This is a genomic window from Asticcacaulis solisilvae, from assembly GCF_017875235.1.
GTDB classification, from domain to species: domain Bacteria; phylum Pseudomonadota; class Alphaproteobacteria; order Caulobacterales; family Caulobacteraceae; genus Asticcacaulis; species Asticcacaulis solisilvae_A.
The window spans coordinates 204,976-224,518 of sequence record NZ_JAGGMI010000008.1 but is presented as its reverse complement, the minus strand read 5'-3'; the positions used below and the strand labels follow the sequence as shown (position 1 = coordinate 224,518).

Below are 19,543 nucleotides of genomic sequence, written 5' to 3'. Positions count from 1 at the left end.
CTGAATATCGCGACAAAACAAAAACCTGGAGCGATATGCCAAAAAGTGTGCAGCGGTTTTTGGCTGAATATCGCGACAAAACAAAAACCTGGAGCGATATGCCAAAAAGTGTGCAGCGGTTTTTGGCTGAATATCGCGACAAAACAAAAACCTGGAGCATGATGACGGTTCGACTTAAACGCATCATGCTCTAGGCTGGCGTCAGGCGATCCCAGCCAGGCCATAGGCCGCGAAGGCCGGGCGCTGGCTGAGGCGCGCGTGATAGGCCGCGACCGCCGGCAGGTCCGGCTTGGAAAACGGCGTGGCCAGCCAGCGCGTCACCGACAGGCCGACCGCGATATCGGCCAGCGAAAACGCTTCGCCGGCCATATGGGCGCGCGTGGCCAGGTGCCCGTCCAGCACCTGCATCAGCTGCGTCCAGCGCGCGATCGAACGGTCGATCATCAGCGGAATCCTATGCGCCTCGGAGCCCCGCGCCAGCGCCAGGAAGGCGTAGCTCCAGGCCGGATTGAGGTCCGAGGCCTGCCAGTCGAGCCACTGGTCGACGCGGGCGCGCGCCACGGGGGCATTTGGATAGAACGCTTCGCCGCCATGCGCGTTGGCGAGATAGCGCAGGATAGTGTTCGATTCCCAGAGCACGACATCGCCGTCGATGATCACCGGAATCTGGGCGTTGGGATTGAGCGCCAGAAATGCAGGGTCTTGGACGTCGGCGAAGCCCGTGCCCCAATCCTCTCGGATGTAGGCGAGACCCAGCTCGTCGCACGCCCACAGCACCTTGCGGACATTGATCGAGCTTAGCCGGCCGAGGATTTTCACGGTCATGGCGTGACGCCCGCCACCACTATGACGCCGACAAAGGCGCAGGTGGCGATGATCCACAGATTGATAACCAGAAGCGCCAGGGCGGTCAGGCGGTGCCAGCCGCCGATCAGCACCGTGGCGGCGATCCCTGACAGCGCCATCGCCGCCGTCAGCCCGGCAAAGACCCAGAAGACGATTGCGCCGAGGTCGAACCGGGCCAGCCTGTCATTGTAGCCGAAGGCGGTGGTGATCACCCATATGGCCACCCAGAAGGCAGGCAGGGCGGCGAGGAGCCCTCTGGCGATCCGTGCGCGCGGGGTCCATTCGGCGCGGCGGATGACGGCGACGGGCAGGGCGGCCAGCGTCAATGGCATCAGCAGCGCGAGCCACAACGGCGCGCCACCGGCGCTGAACAGGTGTTTAAAAGCCTGGCCGAAGTTCTGGGATACGCCGCTTACGAGTGTGTCCATCTGCCCCTCCGCGCGCCACCTTAGACGCGTCGCCGGCATCCGGCAATGACCGGACGGCCGGTAAGAGGTTTGCGGTACCCGGATAACGGAGGATGGCGGCGGGCCTGAATCCGTGGTATTGTCGACGCGTCCGAAGTGGGACGACAGCGGTTTGCGTGCCGGGTGGTTGCGGCCGTTACCGATGCCGGCCACACTTATGACGCGGTTATTCTTGATACTGCTGCCCTGTACCGACGCATGAGGAGGACGCGATGTCGGGCCCCCACCATATCCTGCTCGTCGAGGACAATACCGGCGACGCCATCCTGTTCAAGCGCGCGCTCAAGCGGGCCAATGAGGATATCGCCGTCACCGTGGCGCCGTCCGCCGAAGCCGCCTTGCGGATACTGGACGAAGGGCCGGGGCCGGCCGCCTTCAGCCTGGCGGTGTGCGACATCAACCTGCCGGGTATTTCCGGCATCGAGCTGCTGCGGCGGATCCGGTCGGACGACGGCACGCGCAGCCTGCCCGTGCTGATGCTGTCCAGTTCCCGCAACGAGGACGAGATCGCGCGCTGTTACGACGCCTTTGCCAGCGGCTATATCGCCAAGCCGCTGAGCGGCGAGGGGTATGACCGGATGGCCAGCTGTTTCACCAGCTGCTGGCTGGAGATGATGGAATTGCCGGACGCGGACGCCGTGGCGCGCAACCGGTCGGTTGGCGTGCCGTTGTCGTAAGGTGCGAGTGGCCAGGAAGGCCCCGCCCACCAATTGCTCCGCAATTGGTCCCCCCTCCCCATAAATGGGGAGGGCGAAGAATTTATGGCACCACCAATTGGTAAAGATAGAAAAGGGCTGATCTGTCTACCCTCTCGCCCTCCCCATTTATGGGGAGGGGGGACCGCCGAAGGCGGTGGGCGGGGCCAGACGAGATTGGCCACGCGCCGAGGCCGTGGGACGTTTAAAAGCTACCCCGCATAGGTCCCATGGCCGGAGATGACCTTGTCGCCCTGGAAGGTCAGGACCTCGGCGACGTGCCGGCCGGCCTGGTTGACATAGTGGATGACCACCGTGTCGACGCCCGAAAACACTGTCTCTATACGGAAATGCAGGTCCGGGACCATTTTCAGCCCCTCGGTCCAGTAGGCGCGGATCGCCGGCTTGCCGCTGAATACGCCCGGACTGTCCGGCCAGATGCGCCGGGCGAACGGCGAGGTGAAGGTCGCGTCGTCGTGAAAATGCGCCAGGACCGCTTCGATATCGCGGGCATTCCACGCCGCGCACCAGCTTTCGGCAAAGGTTTTGGGATCGATCGTCAGCACGGTTGTTCCACGTTTCGTCACAGGTCATGTGCAGGTTACCAGAGGCCGGGATCGGGCGGAAGGTCGCGAAAACGTCCTTCCCGTCGTCGCAGGCACGTCATGATTGCGTTGTAACTTGACACAAGGCCCCGCTCGTCTGACAGTTGAACAAGGTTGATATCGCGTTAATGGCGTTGCTTAAGTAACGGTGCGCGAATCCGGGCAAGTTTTACCGGCCGCCGCCGCGCGCCTGGCACTGTCTTTGCAAACAAGCGTTTCATTCGATTCATTTACATAACCCGCAGGGGGATTCCTCATGGCTGTCATTACTGGAACCAATTCGCCCGAAAAGCTCACCGGTACGGCTGACGCCGACCAGATCTCCGGCCTGGACGGCAAGGACGAAATCCTGGCTGGCGCCGGTGACGACACGATCACCGGGGGGCTGGGCAACGACGTCATCAATGGCGGCGATGGCACTGACACGGCCGTCTATGCCGGCAATGTCTGGGAATACACCGTCATCCAGGACTGGCTTGGCAACTACTACGTCTCGACGGGTGATCCCGGCCTGATCGTCGGCACCGGCCTCGACCCCAATGTCGGCGAAGGCACCGACCGCCTGACCGGCGTCGAAAAGGTCAGCTTCAACGGCGTCGTCTACAATGTCGACGACCTGGTCCAGGCCTCCAAGCAGGTCGGCAAGGCGACGGATGATTATATCGTCGCGCCGACGCGCTTCTCCGAAAGCGTGCTGATCGGTAATGGCGGCAACGATACCCTTTACGGCCAGGACGGCGTCAAGGACACCCTCTACGGCGGCGAAGGCAACGACCTTCTGGTCGGCGGCGCGGACTCGGACGTCATGGATGGCGGTGCGGGCGCCGACACCATGTGGGGTGGCGAGGGCGTCAACACCTTCTACGTCGACAATGCCGGCGACGTCGTCATCGATACCGGCGCGGCCCCGATCGACAACATCCACAACAAGAAGTCGGACCTGATCTATGCGACCGTCTCGTACGACGCGGTCACCAATATCGAAGTGCTCGACTTCATCGGCAGCGCCAATGTCAACAGCAACGGCAATGCTGAAGCCAATACTATCAAGGGCAATATCGGCAACAATGCCATCAATGGCTGGGACGGTGACGACACCCTGCGCGGCCGCGAAGGCGACGACACCATTACCGGTGGCGACGGCGACGACTATATCGAAGGCAATGAAGGCAATGACAGCCTGGAAGGCGGCGTCGGCAATGACGACCTCTACGCCGGCTCGGGCACCGATACCCTGACCGGCGGTACCGGCGACGACGAATATTTCGGCATATCCGCGGGCGACGTCATTGTCGAACAGGCCTTCGGTGGCGTCGACACCGTCTGGGCCACCGGCAGCTACGACCTGGGCGTCAACATCGAAAACGCCTTCGTCAACGGCTCGAGCCACGGCACCGCGGTCGCCAACAGCATCACCGACCATTCCGGCACCGGCACCTTGTGGGGCATGGACGGCGCCGACTGGCTGACCGGCCACGGAACGCTTTATGGCGGCAACGGCGATGACCGCCTGATCGGCGGCAGCTACATGGAAGGCGGCTCGGGCCGCGATACCTATATCGTCTATACCGGCGCGGAAGTGATCGTTGAAACCTCGGTGGTCGATCGCGATACGGTCAAGTCCTATGTCGACTATACGCTGGGCACCAACCTCGAGGACCTGGCGCTGCTGGATCCGACTGACGGTTCGCCGGCCCTGAACCTGAACGGCACGGGCAACGCACTGCGCAACGAACTGATCGGCAATGCCGGCAACAACGTCCTATCGGGCCTTGATGGTTCGGACATCCTGTACGGCCGCGTCGGCGATGACCTGCTGCTGGGCGGCACGCGATGGGATACGCTGGATGGCGGCGACGGCAACGACACCCTGGACGGCGGCGAGGCCAATGACCAGATGACGGGTGGCCTGGGCGACGACACCTATATCGTCGACGACATCGGCGACCGCGTCTATGAGTTCGCGGGCTTCGGCACCGACACGGTGAAGTCGTCGATCTCGTATGCCCTGACGCCGGATGTCGAAAACCTGCTGCTGACGCACGGCGCCATCTCGGGCACCGGCAACGGCCTCAGCAATTCCATCGAAGGCACCAGCGGCAACAACATCCTGTCCGGCGGTCTCGGCAATGACAGCCTCTATGGCTGGGAAGGCAATGACAGCCTGGATGGCGGCGCGGACCACGACCGTCTGTCGGGCGGCAATGGCTCGGATACGCTGACCGGCGGCTCGGGCAATGACGTGCTGGGCGGCGGCGCGGGTGCCGACGATTTCATCTTCTCGTCCGTTTCCGTCAATGGCCACGACCACGTTGTCGACTTCGTCCACGCCGTTGACCGCCTGGTCTTCTCGGGCAGCGACTACGGCTTCGCTTCAGGCCATGTGCTGACGGCTTCGGAGTTCACCGAAGGCTCGGCCGCGGTGGGTTCAGGCGCGCAGTTCGTCTGGGACGCTGTCGCCGGCAAGCTGTGGTGGGACGCGGACGGCAATGGCGCCGGCGCGGCCTTCGAGCTGGCCCTGATCAGCAATGGCGCGACCGTGACCAAGGACGACCTCTACTTCGCGTAACATCTGCGAAACCTAAAGCCCCGCTACCGCCCAGCAAGACGCGGTAGCGGGGTTTTTGTTTCCGCACCGAAAACACTTATCCGACATTTCATATTACCTGGGGGACCATCATGGCCATCATTACCGGCACCAACGCTCACGAAAAGCTGTACGGCACGAGCGATGCCGACCAGATTAACGGGCTCGACGGCAAGGACGAAATCTTCGCCGGCGCCGGCAACGACTCGATCACGGGCGGACTTTTCAACGACGTCATTGACGGCGGCGACGGGATCGACACGGTCTATTATTCGGGTAATCGCAGCAGCTATTTCGTTACCCAGGATTTTCAGGGCAATTTTTACGTCTCAACCCGCAATACCAACAACACCGGCGTAGATTTTGGCGAAGGTACGGACCGTCTGGTTGGTGTCGAGAAGGTTAGCTTCAACGGTGTTGTCTACGATATTGCTTCGCTTGTGCAGGCTTCACGGCAGTACGGCGAAGCGACCGACGACCTGATCGTCGCATCCGGTGTCTTCGGTGAGAGCACACTGCTGGGGCTCGATGGCAATGACACGCTGATCGGAACGGACAAGGATTGGCTTTATGGCGGCAATGGCAACGACAGCTTGGTGAGTGGCGGTGGCCGCGTGCTGGATGGCGGTGCGGGCGCTGACTATATGCAGGGCGGCGAAGGCGAAAACGTCTACTACGTCGATAATGCCGCTGACGTCGTGGTTGAAACAGGCACTGGTCCGCAGTGGACCCATAACAGCAATCGCTGGGATACGGTTGTCAGCACCGTGTCCTATGTTCTGCCGACAGGCGTCGAGGTCCTCGACCTGATCGGCACGGAGGATCTTCAGGGCTGGGGTTCCGGCCTGCTCAAAGGCAATGACGGCAACAACCGCCTCGAGGGGTTTGGCGGTGACGACACGATGCGCGGCCGCGACGGCAATGATACACTGGTTGGCGGGGACGGTAACGACTTCCTTGACGGCCAGAATGGCAATGATCAGCTTGAAGGCGGTGACGGTGACGACAGTCTTTATGGCGGTTCGGGTGTTGCGCCGCAGCACGGCGGGACGGGCGTCGAAACCCTGCTAGGCGGGGCGGGCAACGACTGGATGGAAGGCGGGGCTGGCAATGACCTGCTTGACGGCGGCACGGGCTCCGACACCATTTACGGCGGGGCGGGCAGCGATACGCTAATCGGCGGCGCGGGGGACGACGAATATTTCGTCGCTAGTGGCGCGACGATCGTCGAAGAGGCTGGCGGCGGTTATGATACCGTGCACGTCAACGGGAGCTATGATCTGGCCGACCATGTTGAACGCGCCTATGTGAACGGGTCGGCTCGGGGAAATGCGACGAACAACTACATTTCCGGCGGTACGCTGAACGGCACCCTGTGGGGGTTCGACGGCAATGATTACCTGAAGGGCGCCGGGACGCTTGACGGTGGTGCAGGCGATGACAAGCTGGAAGGTGGCGCCTACATGGCCGGTGGCGCTGGCAACGATACCTATATCATCACCAGGGCCGGGCAGACGGTTGCCGAGGCGGCGGATGAAGGCAAGGACCGCGTCGAGACCCGCGTCAGTTTTACCCTGGGTGCCAATCTCGAAGACCTGGTCCTGCTGAATAACGGCACTGTGCCGGGGGCGAACAATATCGACGGCACCGGCAGCGCCCGAGACAACACGATGCAGGGCAATGCCGGCCACAACCGGCTGTCGGGCCTCGACGGCAATGATGCCCTTTTCGGCGACGGCGGCAACGATACGCTGGATGGCGGCGCAGGCGTGGACAGCCTGGGCGGCGCTTCCGGCAATGATGTGCTGAACGGCGGCGACGGCACCGATACCCTGTACGGGCATGATGGGGCCGATACGCTGTCCGGCGATGACGGCAACGACAAATTGGAAGGCGATACGGGCAATGACGCGTTAAGCGGCGGCTCAGGCGATGACACCCTGAATGGCGGCGATGGGACGGATGCCCTGGCCGGTGGCGCGGGTGCTGACCGGCTAAATGGCGGCGCGGGTGTGGATACCCTGGCGGGTGGCGACGGCAACGATATCCTTGACGGCAGTTCAGGCGACGACCGTCTCGGTGGGGACGATGGCCACGACCGCATCGAAGGCGGGACGGGAAACGACACCGTTAGCGGCGGCGAGGGCTCCGACACGGTAACGGGTGGAGATGGCAACGATCTGATCAGCGGCGATGGGCGTTGGGATGACCTCTACGGCAATGGCGGTGATGACTCGCTCGACGGCGGCAGCGACAACGACCGGATGTGGGGTGGTGCCGGCAATGACACCTATGTCGTCGATCATGCCGGCGACCGGGTTTATGAAAATCCTGGCGAAGGCACCGACACCGTAAAGTCGTCGATCTCGTATGCCCTGACGCCGGATGTCGAAAACCTGCTGCTGACGCACGGCGCCATCTCGGGCACCGGCAACGGCCTCAGCAATTCCATCGAAGGCACCAGCGGCAACAACATCCTGTCCGGCGGTCTCGGCAATGACAGCCTCTATGGCTGGGAAGGCAATGACAGCCTGGATGGCGGAGCGGACCACGACCGCCTGTCGGGCGGCAACGGGTCGGATACGCTGACCGGTGGTTCGGGCAATGACGTGCTGGGCGGCGGCGCGGGTGCGGACGACTTCATCTTCTCGTCCGTTTCCGTCAATGGCCACGACCACGTTGTCGACTTCGTCCACGCCGTCGACCGCCTGGTCTTCTCGGGCAGCGACTACGGCTTCGCTTCGGGCCATGTGCTGACGGCTTCGGAGTTCACCGAAGGCTCGGCCGCCGTGGGTTCAGGCGCGCAGTTCGTCTGGGACGCTGTCGCCGGCAAGCTGTGGTGGGACGCGGACGGCAATGGCGCCGGCGCGGCCTTCGAGCTGGCCCTGATCAGCAATGGCGCGACCGTGACCAAGGACGACCTGTATTTCGTTTAAGCGACGAACGACACACAGCAGTGACGCCGCCGGATGCCTTCCGGCGGCGCTTTTTGTTTGCGGTAAGCGATACCCACAGTCAGCGCGCACCCACAGGGTGAATTCAGGGTGCATCGCACCCAAAGACCGGCTATGAGTCAGGGTTAACGCAGGCCGCGTCGTTTACGGGGGGCACCATGGCCGATACACACGTCATCATTAAGCCGGACTTCCAGGTCAATACCGTGACGCTGGGCAGCCAGTACAACCCCAGTGTCGCAGGCCTGGCCGATGGCGGATTTGTTGTGGTCTGGGGAAGTCCGGACGCCCAGGACTATTCCGGGAGAGACCGGGACGGTATCAGGGTGCAGCTGTTCAACGCCGCCGGTGCGAAGATCGGCGGCGAATTCGTCGCCAACACCCAGACGACCGGCGTGCAGTTCGCGCCGACGGTCACGGCGCTCGGCAGCGGCTTTGCCGTTGCCTGGCAGGACAATGACGGCGCCAACGCCATCAAGGTGCAGATCTTCGACGCCTCGGGCCATCTGGTCGGCGCCGAGCGCACGGTGAACACCACAACCGCCGGCAAGCAGACGGACGCGACGATCTCCGCCCTCGAGGACGGCGGCTTCTTTGTCACCTGGGTACATCCGCTGGGAACCGGACTGGGGAATGCGGCTATGGGTCAGCGTTTCGACGCCGCCGGCGAGAAGGTTGGCACGGAAGTCACCTTCGGCGCGACCGTGGGCCATGACCGCGCCGATCCTTCGGTGAGCGGGCTGGAAGACGGTGGCTACGTCGTCACCTGGACAGACCTGACCGAGAAGGCCATCCGGGCGCAGGTCTTCGATGTAACGGGCACGGCATTGGGGGCGGAGTTCATTGTCAACACCGCCGTCATGCGCGCGCAGAAGGAACCGGAAGTCAGGGCCCTGAGCACCGGAGGCTTCGTCATTGCCTGGACCGAGGCGAACGAGATCCACGCCCAGCGGTTCGACGCGGCCGGCGCGCGGGTTGGCGCGGAAATCCTGGTCGGTCCGCCGACGGGCTATGGCCAGTCCGATCCGGCGATCGCGGCGACGGACGATGGCGGGTTCATCATTACCTGGACGAAGGTGTACCGCGTACAGAACGAAGACGGCGTGTATTCGTCCTACACCAGCAGCGCGATCCGCCATTATGATGTGTCAGGCACGGTTTTCGACAGCGGCCTTCCTTACGAAGGCACGGGCGGCACCTTCTACCAGTTGAACGACGGTGCGATCGCGCCCCTGGCGGATGGCGGCTACGTCGTCGTGCGGACCAACCTGCCGTTTCTGTACAACGAAGGGTTCGAGGACACCAAGGGCTCCAGCGTCCGGGCCTATGTCGTCGCGGCCCTGGGCACGGACGGTCCGTCCGAGGGCAATGACAGCCTGTCTGGAACAGCTGGCAACGATGCGATCGACGGCCTGGGCGGGATGGATATCATTACCGGCCTGGCGGGCGACGACAGCCTCGACGGCGGCGCGGGCAGCGACAATCTTTCGGGCGGAAGCGGCAACGATACGCTGAATGGCGGGGATGACCCGGACGTCCTGAATGGCGGTGACGGCGCCGATATCCTGGATGGGAATGCGGGCACCGACACACTTTCCGGCGAAGCTGGTAACGATACGCTGTACGGCGATGAGGGATATGACAGCATGGCTGGCGGCGAGGGCGACGACGTCCTGCGGGGCGTCGGGGGCAAGCTGCAGGGTGGCGCGGGTAGTGATGCGCTTTACACCACGCCCGGCCGGGGCGGCTCTTCCTATGGCGGCGACGGCGATGACTACATCCAGGGGGGGGCGTCGTCCATTTGGGGCGGGGAAGGCAACGACACCATAGTGGCCTATGCGGGGGGATTTGATTTTGTCTATGGCGAAGGCGGCGACGACGTCATCTCGACGGATATCGCCCGCCTGACCGTCAATCTGGGCGCTGGCCGCGACGTGCTGTCGGTCCGGCCGGAATTCCCGCTCTCTTCCGGCGGATCGCTGGCCGTCGAGGATTTCAACACGGCGGAGGACATTCTGAACCTCGGCGCCCTCATCGCCGGCATGACCAATTATGACGGCAGCGGGCCGTTTTCGACAGGGCACCTGACCTGGGTGACCCAGGGCTCGGACGCCTTCCTCTATGCCGACATGGACGGGCGTGGCGGAACGTTCGGCTACAAGGCCGTCGTGTGGCTGAAGAACATCGGACTGTCCAACGCGCGGGTCTCGTACAACCTGGCGACGGCCGACGGCGACGCGCGGATCGGCACGGCGGGGAACGACAGCCTGGATGGCCTGGGTGGCGATGACTGGCTGAGGGGCCTGGCCGGAGACGACACGCTTGCGGGCGGTGAAGGCAATGACAGTCTCGACGGCGGTGAGGACAGTGACGGCCTGGATGGCGGAGCGGGCGATGACGCGCTGCTGGGCCGCAGGGGCATGGATACGCTGGTGGGCGGGGACGGCCTGGATACGCTGGACGGCGGCGACGGCGACGATATCGTGAGCGGTGGCGACGGCAATGACAGCATCGCGGGCGGCGAAGGCCACGACAGCCTGCTGGGTGGCGCCGGTGACGACACGCTCGAAGGCGGGACGGGCAGCAATACGGTCCGGGGCGGCGAGGGCAACGACTGGATCGATGGCAATGACGGCGTCAACAGCGTCCTGGACGGCGGCGACGGTAATGACGCGCTGCTGAGCGGCGACAGCAGTGACAGCCTGACCGGCGGCGCGGGCAATGACATCTTGCTGGGCCGGGGAGGGAATGATATACTGCAGGGCGGTACCGGTATCGACCGGCTGGAAGGCGAAGAAGGCAACGACGTCCTGCAGGTCGACGATGCCTTCCAGGCGGGCGAAATCTATGACGGCGGCAACGGCAGCGATACGCTCGGCGGCTATGGTGACCTCAGCGCCGCGACAATAAGTGGCATCGAACAGATCGACATGCGCGCCGGCGGCTACGACCTGAAAGCCACCGTCCAGCAACTGAACGCGGTCACGACGTTTACCTATGGCGGTGTTCCCGGCGCGGGCGGCGATGGCAGCACGATCAGCCTGTCCAATATCGGCGCGGTCGATTTTTCAGGCAGGATCGGCAGCGCCATCACGGTGCGCGCCTCCAACCTCAGTAACGGCAATCAGATCATCGCCACCCAGTGGAACGACACCCTGATCGGCGGTGCGGGCAGTGACCGCCTGACCGGTGGAGCGGGCGACGATCGCTATATCGTAGGCGTCGGCGCGGGCCGCAGCGACACCATCGTCTCCGGCTCGACGGGCGCGGACAATGACGTGCTGGAAATCACCGGCGTGACCATGGCCGAGGTCCGCATGGTGCGCATGGGCGACGACCTGTACATCCGTTACGGCGCGGCGGCGGACAGCGTACGGCTGATCCAACACTTTGCCAATGACGGCACGGCGCAGGTGAAGACGCTGGAGATCGGTGGCGTCAGCTATGACCTGAGCCATGGACTGACCTTTGGCGGCACTTCGGCGGCCGACTCCCTGCGCGGCGGCGAATTCAACGACACCATCACCGGCCATGGCGATGCCGACACCCTGATCGGCCTTGGCGGCGACGATGTGCTGAAGGGCGGCGTCGGCAATGACTGGCTGGAGGGCGGCGCAGGCAATGACCGCTATCAGTTCGCCATCGGCGACGGCCAGGACACCGTTCAGACGCCGGCCGCGGGTGACGCCGATGTCATCGAATTCACGACCCGGACGCTGGTGATCGAAGGCGTGCGGTTCGAACGCAGCGGGGACGATCTGGTCATCGGCGTCGGCCCGGGAACGGATTCTATCCGCCTGGTCAACCACTATGGGGCGGAAGGCAAGGTTGCGGCGATCATCGTCGGCGGCGTTACCTACAGCCTGTCGGCCAGCCTGGCGATCGACGGCACGGCGGGCGCGGATACCCTCACAGGCCTGATCATGGATGACACGCTTTCGGGGCTGGCCGGAGCAGACAGTCTGAGCGGCGGACTGGGCAATGACAGCCTTCTGGGCGGCGAGCGCTGGGATACGCTCAGAGGCGGCGAGGGCGACGATACGCTCGATGGCGGGCTGGACAACGACCAGATGTACGGTGGCAAGGGCAACGACACCTACTACGTCGACAATACCGGCGACCGGACCTATGAGCTGGTCGGCGAAGGCAACGACAGTGTCATTTCGACCATCAACTGGTCGCTGTCGGCCGATCTCGATAACCTGACCCTGACGGGCGCGGCCACGACCGGCGCGGGCAACGGCCTTAGCAACCGGATCGTCGGCAACGCACTGGCCAATACGCTGTCGGGCGGGGCCAGCGCAGACACGCTTGACGGTGCGGCGGGCGCGGACAGCCTCGATGGCGGTATAGGCGATGACTATCTGCTGGGTGGCGCGCGCTGGGACACGCTGATCGGCGGCGACGGCAATGACCGGCTGGACGGAGGGGCGGACAATGACCAGATGTTCGGCGGCCTGGGTGACGATTACTACTATGTCGACTACGCCGGCGATCGCGTAAACGAGAATACTGCCGTCAATGAGGGCTATGACATCGTCGCGGCGACGGTGACATGGAACATGTCGGCCAATGTCGAAATGGTCATGTTTACGGGTTCGGCGAACGCTTCGAGCATCGGCAACAGCCTGCATAACGTCATGTACGGAAACACCGGCGACAATACGCTGTCGGGCGGCAGCGGCCACGACACCATCAATGGCGGCGACGGCAATGACAGCATCGACGGCGGCACCGAAAGCGACCTTGTCGAAGGCGGCGCGGGCAGTGACACCCTCCTCGGCGGCCAGCGCTGGGATACGCTGAACGGTGGTGACGGCGACGACGTGCTGGACGGCGGCACCGAGAATGACCGCATGTCAGGCGGAACAGGCAACGACACCTACTATATCGACCACATAGGCGACCGCGCCATCGAAGTCGCGGGCGAGGGCATCGACATCGCCTACACGTCCATCGACTGGGCCATGGCGACGGAAGTCGAAAATCTCATCCTGACAGGGACGGCGCTTGCCGGCACCGGCAATGGACTGAGCAACCGGATCACGGGCAATGCCGGCGCCAATCTCCTTAGCGGCGGCAACGGCAATGACACCCTGACAGGCGGGCAGGGCGATGACAGCCTGACCGGCGGCACGGGACGTGACGATTTCGTCTTCTCGTTGGGCACCCTCAATGGCGCCGACCGGATCACGGACTTCATCCACGGCATCGACCGCCTGGTGTTTTCGGGCGCGGACTACGGCTTCGCGGCGGGCCACAGGCTCACGGCGGCGCAGTTCACGGCGGGGAGCATGGCCGTGGGACCTGGCGCGCAGTTCGTCTGGGACGCGGCGACGGGGCATCTCTACTGGGACGCGGACGGCAACGGCGCGGGCGCGGCGGTCGACCTGGCCGGCTTCGACGGCGCGCCGGGGCTCACCCGGGACGACCTGTTCTTCATTTAGAGCATGTCCTCACGGGCCTGAAGGTTGAGATCAGTCCAGCGCCTGGTAGATCAGCGTCCTGAGTTTGCCGTGGTCGTCTATGTCGCCCGCCGGCAGCAACTGGGTCATGTAGACGACCGTCAGGCCTTCGGCGGGATCGACCCAATAGGTCGAGTGGTAGGCGCCGCCCCAGGCGAACTCGCCTTTCGAACCGGGCTCGCCGGCCTTGCCGACATCCTCGCGGATGCTGAAGCCAAGGCCGAAGCCCTTGCCCGGCTCATAGGGAATGTTGAGGTGGTTGCTGGTCATCAGTTCCACCGACTTGCGGCTCAGATAGCGCCGGCCATCGAGTTCGCCGCCCCCGCGCAGCATTTCCAGGAACCGGGCGTAGTCGGGGGCGGTCGACAACAGCCCCGCGCCGCCGGAAAAGGCCAGGCGCGGTCCGTCCAGGTAATGACCCTGGCCCGAGGCCGGTGCGGGTTTAACGCCGCCTTCGCCTGCGGCATAGACCGTCGCCAGACGCCCGGCCTTGTCGCGCGGCAGGTAGAAAGAGGTGTCCTTCATGCCGAGCGGCCGGATCAACCGTTCGGAAAGAAAGGCGTCCAGCGTCTTGCCGCTGACCTTTTCGACGATGACGCCCAGGATGTCAGTGCTGTAGCCATAGACGAACTGCTCGCCCGGCTGCGCCGCCATGGGCAGGCTGCCCATGCGCGCGACGACGGCGGAGACGGGTTCGTTTCGGTCGGCGAAGTACCAGCCGGTGATGCCGGCGTCCTTCCACGCCTTTTCGCCCGGTCCCCAGCCATAGGAAATACCGGAGGTGTGGGTCAGCAGGTCGCGGATGGTGATCGGGCGCTTGGCGGGCGCCACGCTGTACCCCCCATCAGCGGTGGTGACGGCAACGGTCGTTTTGGTCCATTCGGGCAGGTACTTGCCGACAGGATCGCTTAAGAGCAGCTTGCCGTCCTCGCTGAGCATCATGATCGCGACGCTGGTCAGCGCCTTGGACTGCGAAGCGATCCGGAAAATGGTGTCGGTCTGCATCGGCGACTTGGCTTCCTTGTCGCGCCAGCCGGCCGCGACTGAAAAAACCTCGCGGCCGTCCTGGCGGATCTGCACGACCGCGCCAGCCAGCCGGCCCTGATCGACATAGTCCTGAATGGCCTGCTTGAGGCGGCCGAGGCGCTCCGGCGAAATGGCGTGGGCTTCGGCCGCCGCCGGGGCGGCCTGCGCCATGACCGTTCCGGCGCCACCGGCCAGCAAGGCGGCCGCCAGTACGGCCTGTACGACAAATCGGTTGATGGCTCTCATGCATTCGCTCCCATTGCCCGCACGTTCGTGGCGGGCGTTGGCCTCTTTATTGCGTCATGGGGCCGTCTTGCAAAGCGGAACTTTCTGAGCCCGCCGGTTTGCAACGCGTATACGGCGATCATTTATTGCCGCCCTGCATTTATGTCAGACATTTAATGTTCGGCAGCCACGAATCGCCACAATTGCGACACCGGTGTCTGGTGGAAACTGGAAAAGCTACAGCCGGGGGATGATATGGCGCGAACACTTTCAAAATATGGGATTATTGCCGTTGTAACGGTCGCTGCCACGGGTACGGTATTGCCGGTCATGGCCCAGGATACGGCGGAAAAGCCGAAGACCGAGGCAAAGGAAACGGCGAAGGACAAGCCCGCCGAGGCGGAGGGACCCGTCACCATCACGGCCAAGAAGACCGACGCCGTGGGCAAGGAGGTCTACGACGTCACGAAGAATGCCGACGCCAATACCGGCACCGCCGAGGATGCACTCAACAAGGTGCCGGGCGTCAACGTCGATGCAGACGGCAATGTCAGCGTGCGCGGCCAGGCGGCGAAGGTCCTGCTCAACGGCCGGCCATCCCTGATGTTTTCCGGCGACAATCGCGGCTATGCCCTGCGCTCCATGCCGTCGGCCTATATCTCGTCGGTCGAGGTCATCTCTAACCCCGGCTCGCAATATTCGTCGGATAGCTCAGGGCCCATCGTCAACATCGTCACCAAGCGCAACATGCCGCCCGGCATGTTCGGCAACCTCACGGCCCAGATCGCGTCGCCGGGTGGCGGCAATGCTTTTGGTTTCGGTTCCTACGTCAACGGCAAGTTCAGCATGACGGCGTCGGGCTCCTATATCGACTCGCGCAACGACATGACCTTCCGGGGCGAGACCCAGGCCTTCGACGCCTTGGGCAACCCGACGCGGGCGTCGCTGTTCGCAGGCGAGAATGCCTCGAAATATCTTGGCACCTCGCTGATGACCAATGCCCAGTACGACCTGGGCGACAACGATATCCTCACCGGGACGCTGAACCTGCGCAAGGGGGAAGGCGACAACCTCTCGGTCAACACCGCGTCGCAGCTGGGGGCAGGGGGCGCGGCCACCGACATCTTCTCTGGCCGGAACACCAGCACCTATGAAAACGGCTTCGCGACGGTGGGCCTGGGCTACGTCCATTATGGCGCAAAGCCGGATCAGTCGCTGAAGCTCGATATCAGCCTGTCCTCGACCGACAGCGAAAACCTGTCGCGCGACGCCTCGACCTACAGCCTGTCGTCCGTGCCCGCCAATGCCGGCACGCGCTTCAGCCGCACCGAAGGCGATACGTCGACGCAGAACCTGCTGCTTCAGGCCGATTACAACACGACCTTCGGGCGCGTCCAGGTGGCGACCGGCGCGCAGCTGACCGTAGAGGACAGCCGCGCCACCAATGTCTCGTTCGGACCGGGCGCGTCGGAAACGGCGCTGACCGAGCAGACCCTGTTCGGCAGTGACTTCCGCTACCGCCAGACGGTCAGCGCGGTCTACGGCACGGTGCAGAAGGAGTTCGGCCCGAAATGGACGGTACTGGCGGGCCTGCGCGCCGAGGCGCTGGCGCTCGAGACGTCGGAGGCGCGCAACGGCAACAGTGGCGAGATCGACTATGTGCGGCTGAACCCCAGCCTGTTCGCCACCTATGCCCTGTCGAAGGACCGGAAGATACGCCTGAGCTATACGCACAAGCAGCAGCGTCCGGCGGCGACCGACCTCAATCCCGGCCTGATCTACCGCTCGTCGGGCTCGGTCAGCGTCGGCAATGAAAACCTGGAGCCGCAGGAAAGCGACAATTTCGAAGTCAGCTACGAGGTCACGGGCAAGACCGGCAATTATGCGGTACGCGGCTTCTACCGCTTCGACGACGACACCATCGTCTCGTCCAGCCGCATCGTTCCCGATCCGCTCAACCTCGGCAACCTGGTGACGGAAAGCTCGCGGCTGAACTTCGGCCACCAGACCAACAGCGGCGTGACGCTGAGCTGGTCCAAGCGCGTCGACAAAAAATTCAGCATCAACGCCGAGGCGACCGTGACCTTCGTAGAGTTGCTGACGCCGTATTACCCGGAAGCGCAGACGGCGACGGTGCCGAGCGGCAGCATCAATGCCAGCTACACCTTCAAGGATACAAGCCAGCTGTCGCTCAATTACCGGCTGAACGGCAAGCGCTTTACCGGCCAGGGCTATTCGGAAGGCTATGCGCAAGGCAGCGTCAACTACCGCCGCAACCTGACCAAGAAGCTGTCCCTGACCGTGACGGTCCAGGATCCGCTGCGGACCACGCGCATGATCACGGTCACCGACACGCCGCTGGTCAAGAGCCGCTTCGTCAATGACCGCGCTTCGCCGACCGTCTATATCGGCCTGAGCCGGCAGATCGGCGGCCCGAAAGCGCCGGTGAAGAAGTAGGGGCCCAAACGACGAAGGGGGAGGCAACCCCTCGTTGCGTGCCGTGTAGGGGTGAGATAGAAGGTCGAAAGACGGAATATCGAATCACTTTGGGGGAAATAATGGCTGCTTCCATTTCGGCAAAAACAGCGTCGTCTCAATATCGTAGAAACAAACTTGCAAAACTTTCAACTATTGGTGCGATTATATGGACATGTTTGCAGGTAAATTCCTTTGCCAATGCATCTGAAGTTGTCATTCCGGATTTATGGACCAAGACCTATTGCGATAATCAAAATCCGGTAATCACGGAATCCGATTGTGCCGTCCATAATTATAGCGTTATTAATCACAGACTTAACTACGCCAGCGGCGATACAAAAGGCTTTCAAATACCCGCAGGCATATACCCCGTTCCAACGCTGCCTATAACCGTCAGTGCTTCCCTAAAAGGCGCCGGGGTCGGCGTTACCACCCTAAAGTACGTAGCGGCATCGAACCCATCAGCAGACACGGCAGTACTTGACGTCTTTACAGGCGGCAGCGACCGGATTTTGGTTTCAATTTCCGACCTGTCAATTGATGGTTACGGTAGCTCTGTAGCGAACAACCGGGGTATCGGCATCAAAATCAAGGACACGGTCAATTCCCATTTCGCCAATATCTCCATGACCAATGTAAAGTGGGGCGTTATCGTGCGGGAGAATAATGCGACGCTCTATATCGACGGAGTATCTATCAAGAACGTACCGGCACTGGCCACGCACAATATGGCCGGTGGCATGACGATAGGTCAGCTTGGAAATCCCACTGACACGCAAAGTAATACGGACCTGCATATTACCAATATTCTGGTGGAAGGCGACTTCAGTGGGAGCAATAACGCGACATGTGACTATGGTGTGGTCATCCGCAGCGGCGTGTCGGGCGTATATGGCAACCGCATCAGTGCCGTGAAGTGTGACGTCGGATTTTCGATCGTGCGTGACGCCAATGCGGCAGCCTGGATCGTGCCGGAGTGGATATTCTGCACAGACTGTCTGGCTGACACCAATCGTCTCGAAGGCTGGTACGTAAAGGATGCACGCGGCGTTACCCTTACCGGTTCTTGGTCGGGAACAAGCGGCGGTATTGGCCTGAAACTTGAGAACGTGTCGGCGGCGACCATTCAGGGCATGAAGATTTTCAACAACGATGGCGACGGGGTGCGTGTCGAAAGCGGCAGCCAGGACGTGCTTCTGCTCGGCAACCTGATCGAGCAGAACGGTCTTACGGCCGCAAATGCAAATGGCATTTATACAGCCGGACAACGGGTTATCACGCGCAACAACATCATTAGGAATACGGCCAATATCGTCGTGCAGAAAACGACTCCGCAACTAACCTGCGGTATTAATCGCGGAAGCGGCGGCACGGTTCTGGGCGCCAGCACCGACGACAATATCATTCAGAACGCCGCGACGCCAATCTGTTAGGATGGGTAGGGGCAGCCGGACAGATTCGGCTGCCACTTATTTTATGGCTGGAAAGACCAGGTTTACCTCATCCAGTCCAAAGGCGACGAGGTAGGGGCCGCACGCTTGGAACGCGCGGATGGCCGTGGCTTCGGACTGGAGCTGGCGATCGTCGGGCAGTGCATTTGGCTCACGAACGCCTTGCAGCGGCCGCGATAAATTGCCGAGCTGCGAAAAGCCGATGTTCAGGGTAACGCTGGCCGTACCCCTGTCGGCCATGCGTTGCCAGCACGGCTCAACCGCCTTCCATAGCTCGCTCGCTATCTGGTTCTGACGATCCTCAATCCGGATATTGCCGTCCTGATCACTGGGCGTTGTCGTCTGAGCCAGGGGTTCCGCGGTCGCGCCGTCGCCAGCGCCGTCTGCAACAGGCGGGGATTGCGGCGGCTGAGGTGCATCGGCCGGGTCTCCGTTTGCGTCGGACGGTGCCCCCGGCAGAGGGAGTGTGGACGGGTTCGCCGCCTCCGGGTTGGCTTCGGGGGAGGCCGTTGCCGGTTCCGTCGCCTCGAGCAGGGAGACTGCGATGCCTTCCACGTCGTGATCACCGGCCATACGGGAGTCGAACCGCGAAATCGCCCCTGACCTCGGCACAATCAGAATGGCAACGACCGTGACGTGCAGCATTAGGGAGCCAGCGACTGCCAGCCCTTTCCGGTAGCGCAGCAAAAAGGGTTTGAGTACTGGCAGGCGGGGAAGCGTAGGGAGCATGTTGCGTGAGTACCG

General features: G+C 62.9%; 12 protein-coding genes. 7 read left to right on the top strand and 5 right to left on the bottom strand.

What is annotated here, in order from left to right; all coding sequences use genetic code 11:
* Positions 1–194, top strand: a 194-nt coding sequence (locus tag J2X24_RS14875; RefSeq protein WP_209723297.1) for a hypothetical protein, incomplete at its 5' end; no start/stop codon positions are given.
* Positions 195–201: 7 nt separating this feature from the next.
* Here J2X24_RS14875 and J2X24_RS14870 read toward each other — a convergent pair.
* Together J2X24_RS14870 and J2X24_RS14865 are read right to left on the bottom strand one after the other, a co-directional pair.
* Positions 202–825 (bottom strand): glutathione S-transferase family protein, encoded by a 624-nt coding sequence (locus J2X24_RS14870; RefSeq protein WP_209723294.1) that lies wholly within the window; start codon positions 823–825, stop codon positions 202–204.
* Positions 822–1,274: a hypothetical protein gene (locus J2X24_RS14865; protein WP_209723291.1), complete on the bottom strand. Its 453-nt coding sequence runs from the start codon at positions 1,272–1,274 to the stop codon at positions 822–824. The genes J2X24_RS14870 and J2X24_RS14865 overlap by 4 nt, the downstream gene beginning before the upstream one ends.
* 251 nt (positions 1,275–1,525) lie before the next feature.
* Here J2X24_RS14865 and J2X24_RS14860 point away from each other — a divergent pair, with 251 nt between their 5' ends.
* A complete protein-coding gene (locus J2X24_RS14860) occupies positions 1,526–1,990 on the top strand; it encodes a response regulator (RefSeq protein WP_209723288.1) in 465 nt (154 codons plus the stop codon).
* Between the two features lie 230 nt (positions 1,991–2,220).
* Here the strand turns inward: J2X24_RS14860 and J2X24_RS14855 are convergent, their stop codons facing one another.
* The gene (locus J2X24_RS14855) at positions 2,221–2,574 is read right to left on the bottom strand and encodes a nuclear transport factor 2 family protein (RefSeq protein WP_209723285.1); all 354 of its coding nucleotides are present in this window, start codon (positions 2,572–2,574) and stop codon (positions 2,221–2,223) included.
* A gap of 295 nt (positions 2,575–2,869) precedes the next feature.
* Between J2X24_RS14855 and J2X24_RS14850 the strand changes: the two genes are divergently transcribed.
* The 3 genes from J2X24_RS14850 to J2X24_RS14840 all read left to right on the top strand — a co-directional run bounded on the left by J2X24_RS14850 (position 2,870) and on the right by J2X24_RS14840 (position 13,601).
* Positions 2,870–5,182 carry a calcium-binding protein gene (locus tag J2X24_RS14850; protein ID WP_209723283.1) on the top strand — a complete coding sequence of 771 codons (2,313 nt, stop codon included), beginning with the start codon at positions 2,870–2,872 and terminating at the stop codon, positions 5,180–5,182.
* A gap of 110 nt (positions 5,183–5,292) precedes the next feature.
* Positions 5,293–8,136 carry a calcium-binding protein gene (locus J2X24_RS14845; RefSeq protein ID WP_209723281.1) on the top strand — a complete coding sequence of 948 codons (2,844 nt, stop codon included), beginning with the start codon at positions 5,293–5,295 and terminating at the stop codon, positions 8,134–8,136.
* 176 nt (positions 8,137–8,312) lie between these two features.
* Entirely contained in the window at positions 8,313–13,601 is a 5,289-nt protein-coding gene (locus J2X24_RS14840; protein WP_209723279.1) for a beta strand repeat-containing protein, read from the top strand.
* A 30-nt stretch (positions 13,602–13,631) separates the two neighbouring features.
* On the opposite strand, the gene J2X24_RS14835 is transcribed toward J2X24_RS14840, so the two are convergent.
* Entirely contained in the window at positions 13,632–14,891 is a 1,260-nt protein-coding gene (locus J2X24_RS14835) for a serine hydrolase domain-containing protein (protein ID WP_209723277.1), read from the bottom strand.
* A gap of 234 nt (positions 14,892–15,125) precedes the next feature.
* Between J2X24_RS14835 and J2X24_RS14830 the strand changes: the two genes are divergently transcribed.
* A complete protein-coding gene (locus J2X24_RS14830; RefSeq protein WP_209723275.1) occupies positions 15,126–17,327 on the top strand; it encodes a TonB-dependent receptor in 2,202 nt (733 codons plus the stop codon).
* Between the two features lie 101 nt (positions 17,328–17,428).
* Complete coding sequence (locus J2X24_RS14825; RefSeq protein ID WP_209723273.1) at positions 17,429–18,781, top strand: NosD domain-containing protein; 1,353 nt, start codon at positions 17,429–17,431, stop codon at positions 18,779–18,781.
* A gap of 36 nt (positions 18,782–18,817) precedes the next feature.
* On the opposite strand, the gene J2X24_RS14820 is transcribed toward J2X24_RS14825, so the two are convergent.
* Entirely contained in the window at positions 18,818–19,444 is a 627-nt protein-coding gene (locus tag J2X24_RS14820) for a hypothetical protein (protein WP_209723271.1), read from the bottom strand.
* Between the last annotated feature and the right edge of the window lie 99 nt (positions 19,445–19,543).

Bases quoted from the DNA above. Each gene is read 5' to 3' on its own strand.
- J2X24_RS14870 (WP_209723294.1), bottom strand. From the start codon at position 825: ATGACCGTGAAAATCCTCGGCCGGCTAAGCTCGATCAATGTCCGCAAG.
- J2X24_RS14865 (WP_209723291.1), bottom strand. From the start codon at position 1,274: ATGGACACACTCGTAAGCGGCGTATCCCAGAACTTCGGCCAGGCTTTT.
- J2X24_RS14835 (WP_209723277.1), bottom strand. From the start codon at position 14,891: ATGAGAGCCATCAACCGATTTGTCGTACAGGCCGTACTGGCGGCCGCC.
- J2X24_RS14845 (WP_209723281.1), top strand. From the start codon at position 5,293: ATGGCCATCATTACCGGCACCAACGCTCACGAAAAGCTGTACGGCACG.
- J2X24_RS14825 (WP_209723273.1), top strand. From the start codon at position 17,429: ATGGCTGCTTCCATTTCGGCAAAAACAGCGTCGTCTCAATATCGTAGA.
- J2X24_RS14860 (WP_209723288.1), top strand. From the start codon at position 1,526: ATGTCGGGCCCCCACCATATCCTGCTCGTCGAGGACAATACCGGCGAC.
- J2X24_RS14850 (WP_209723283.1), top strand. From the start codon at position 2,870: ATGGCTGTCATTACTGGAACCAATTCGCCCGAAAAGCTCACCGGTACG.
- J2X24_RS14840 (WP_209723279.1), top strand. From the start codon at position 8,313: ATGGCCGATACACACGTCATCATTAAGCCGGACTTCCAGGTCAATACC.
- J2X24_RS14820 (WP_209723271.1), bottom strand. From the start codon at position 19,444: ATGCTGCACGTCACGGTCGTTGCCATTCTGATTGTGCCGAGGTCAGGG.
- J2X24_RS14830 (WP_209723275.1), top strand. From the start codon at position 15,126: ATGGCGCGAACACTTTCAAAATATGGGATTATTGCCGTTGTAACGGTC.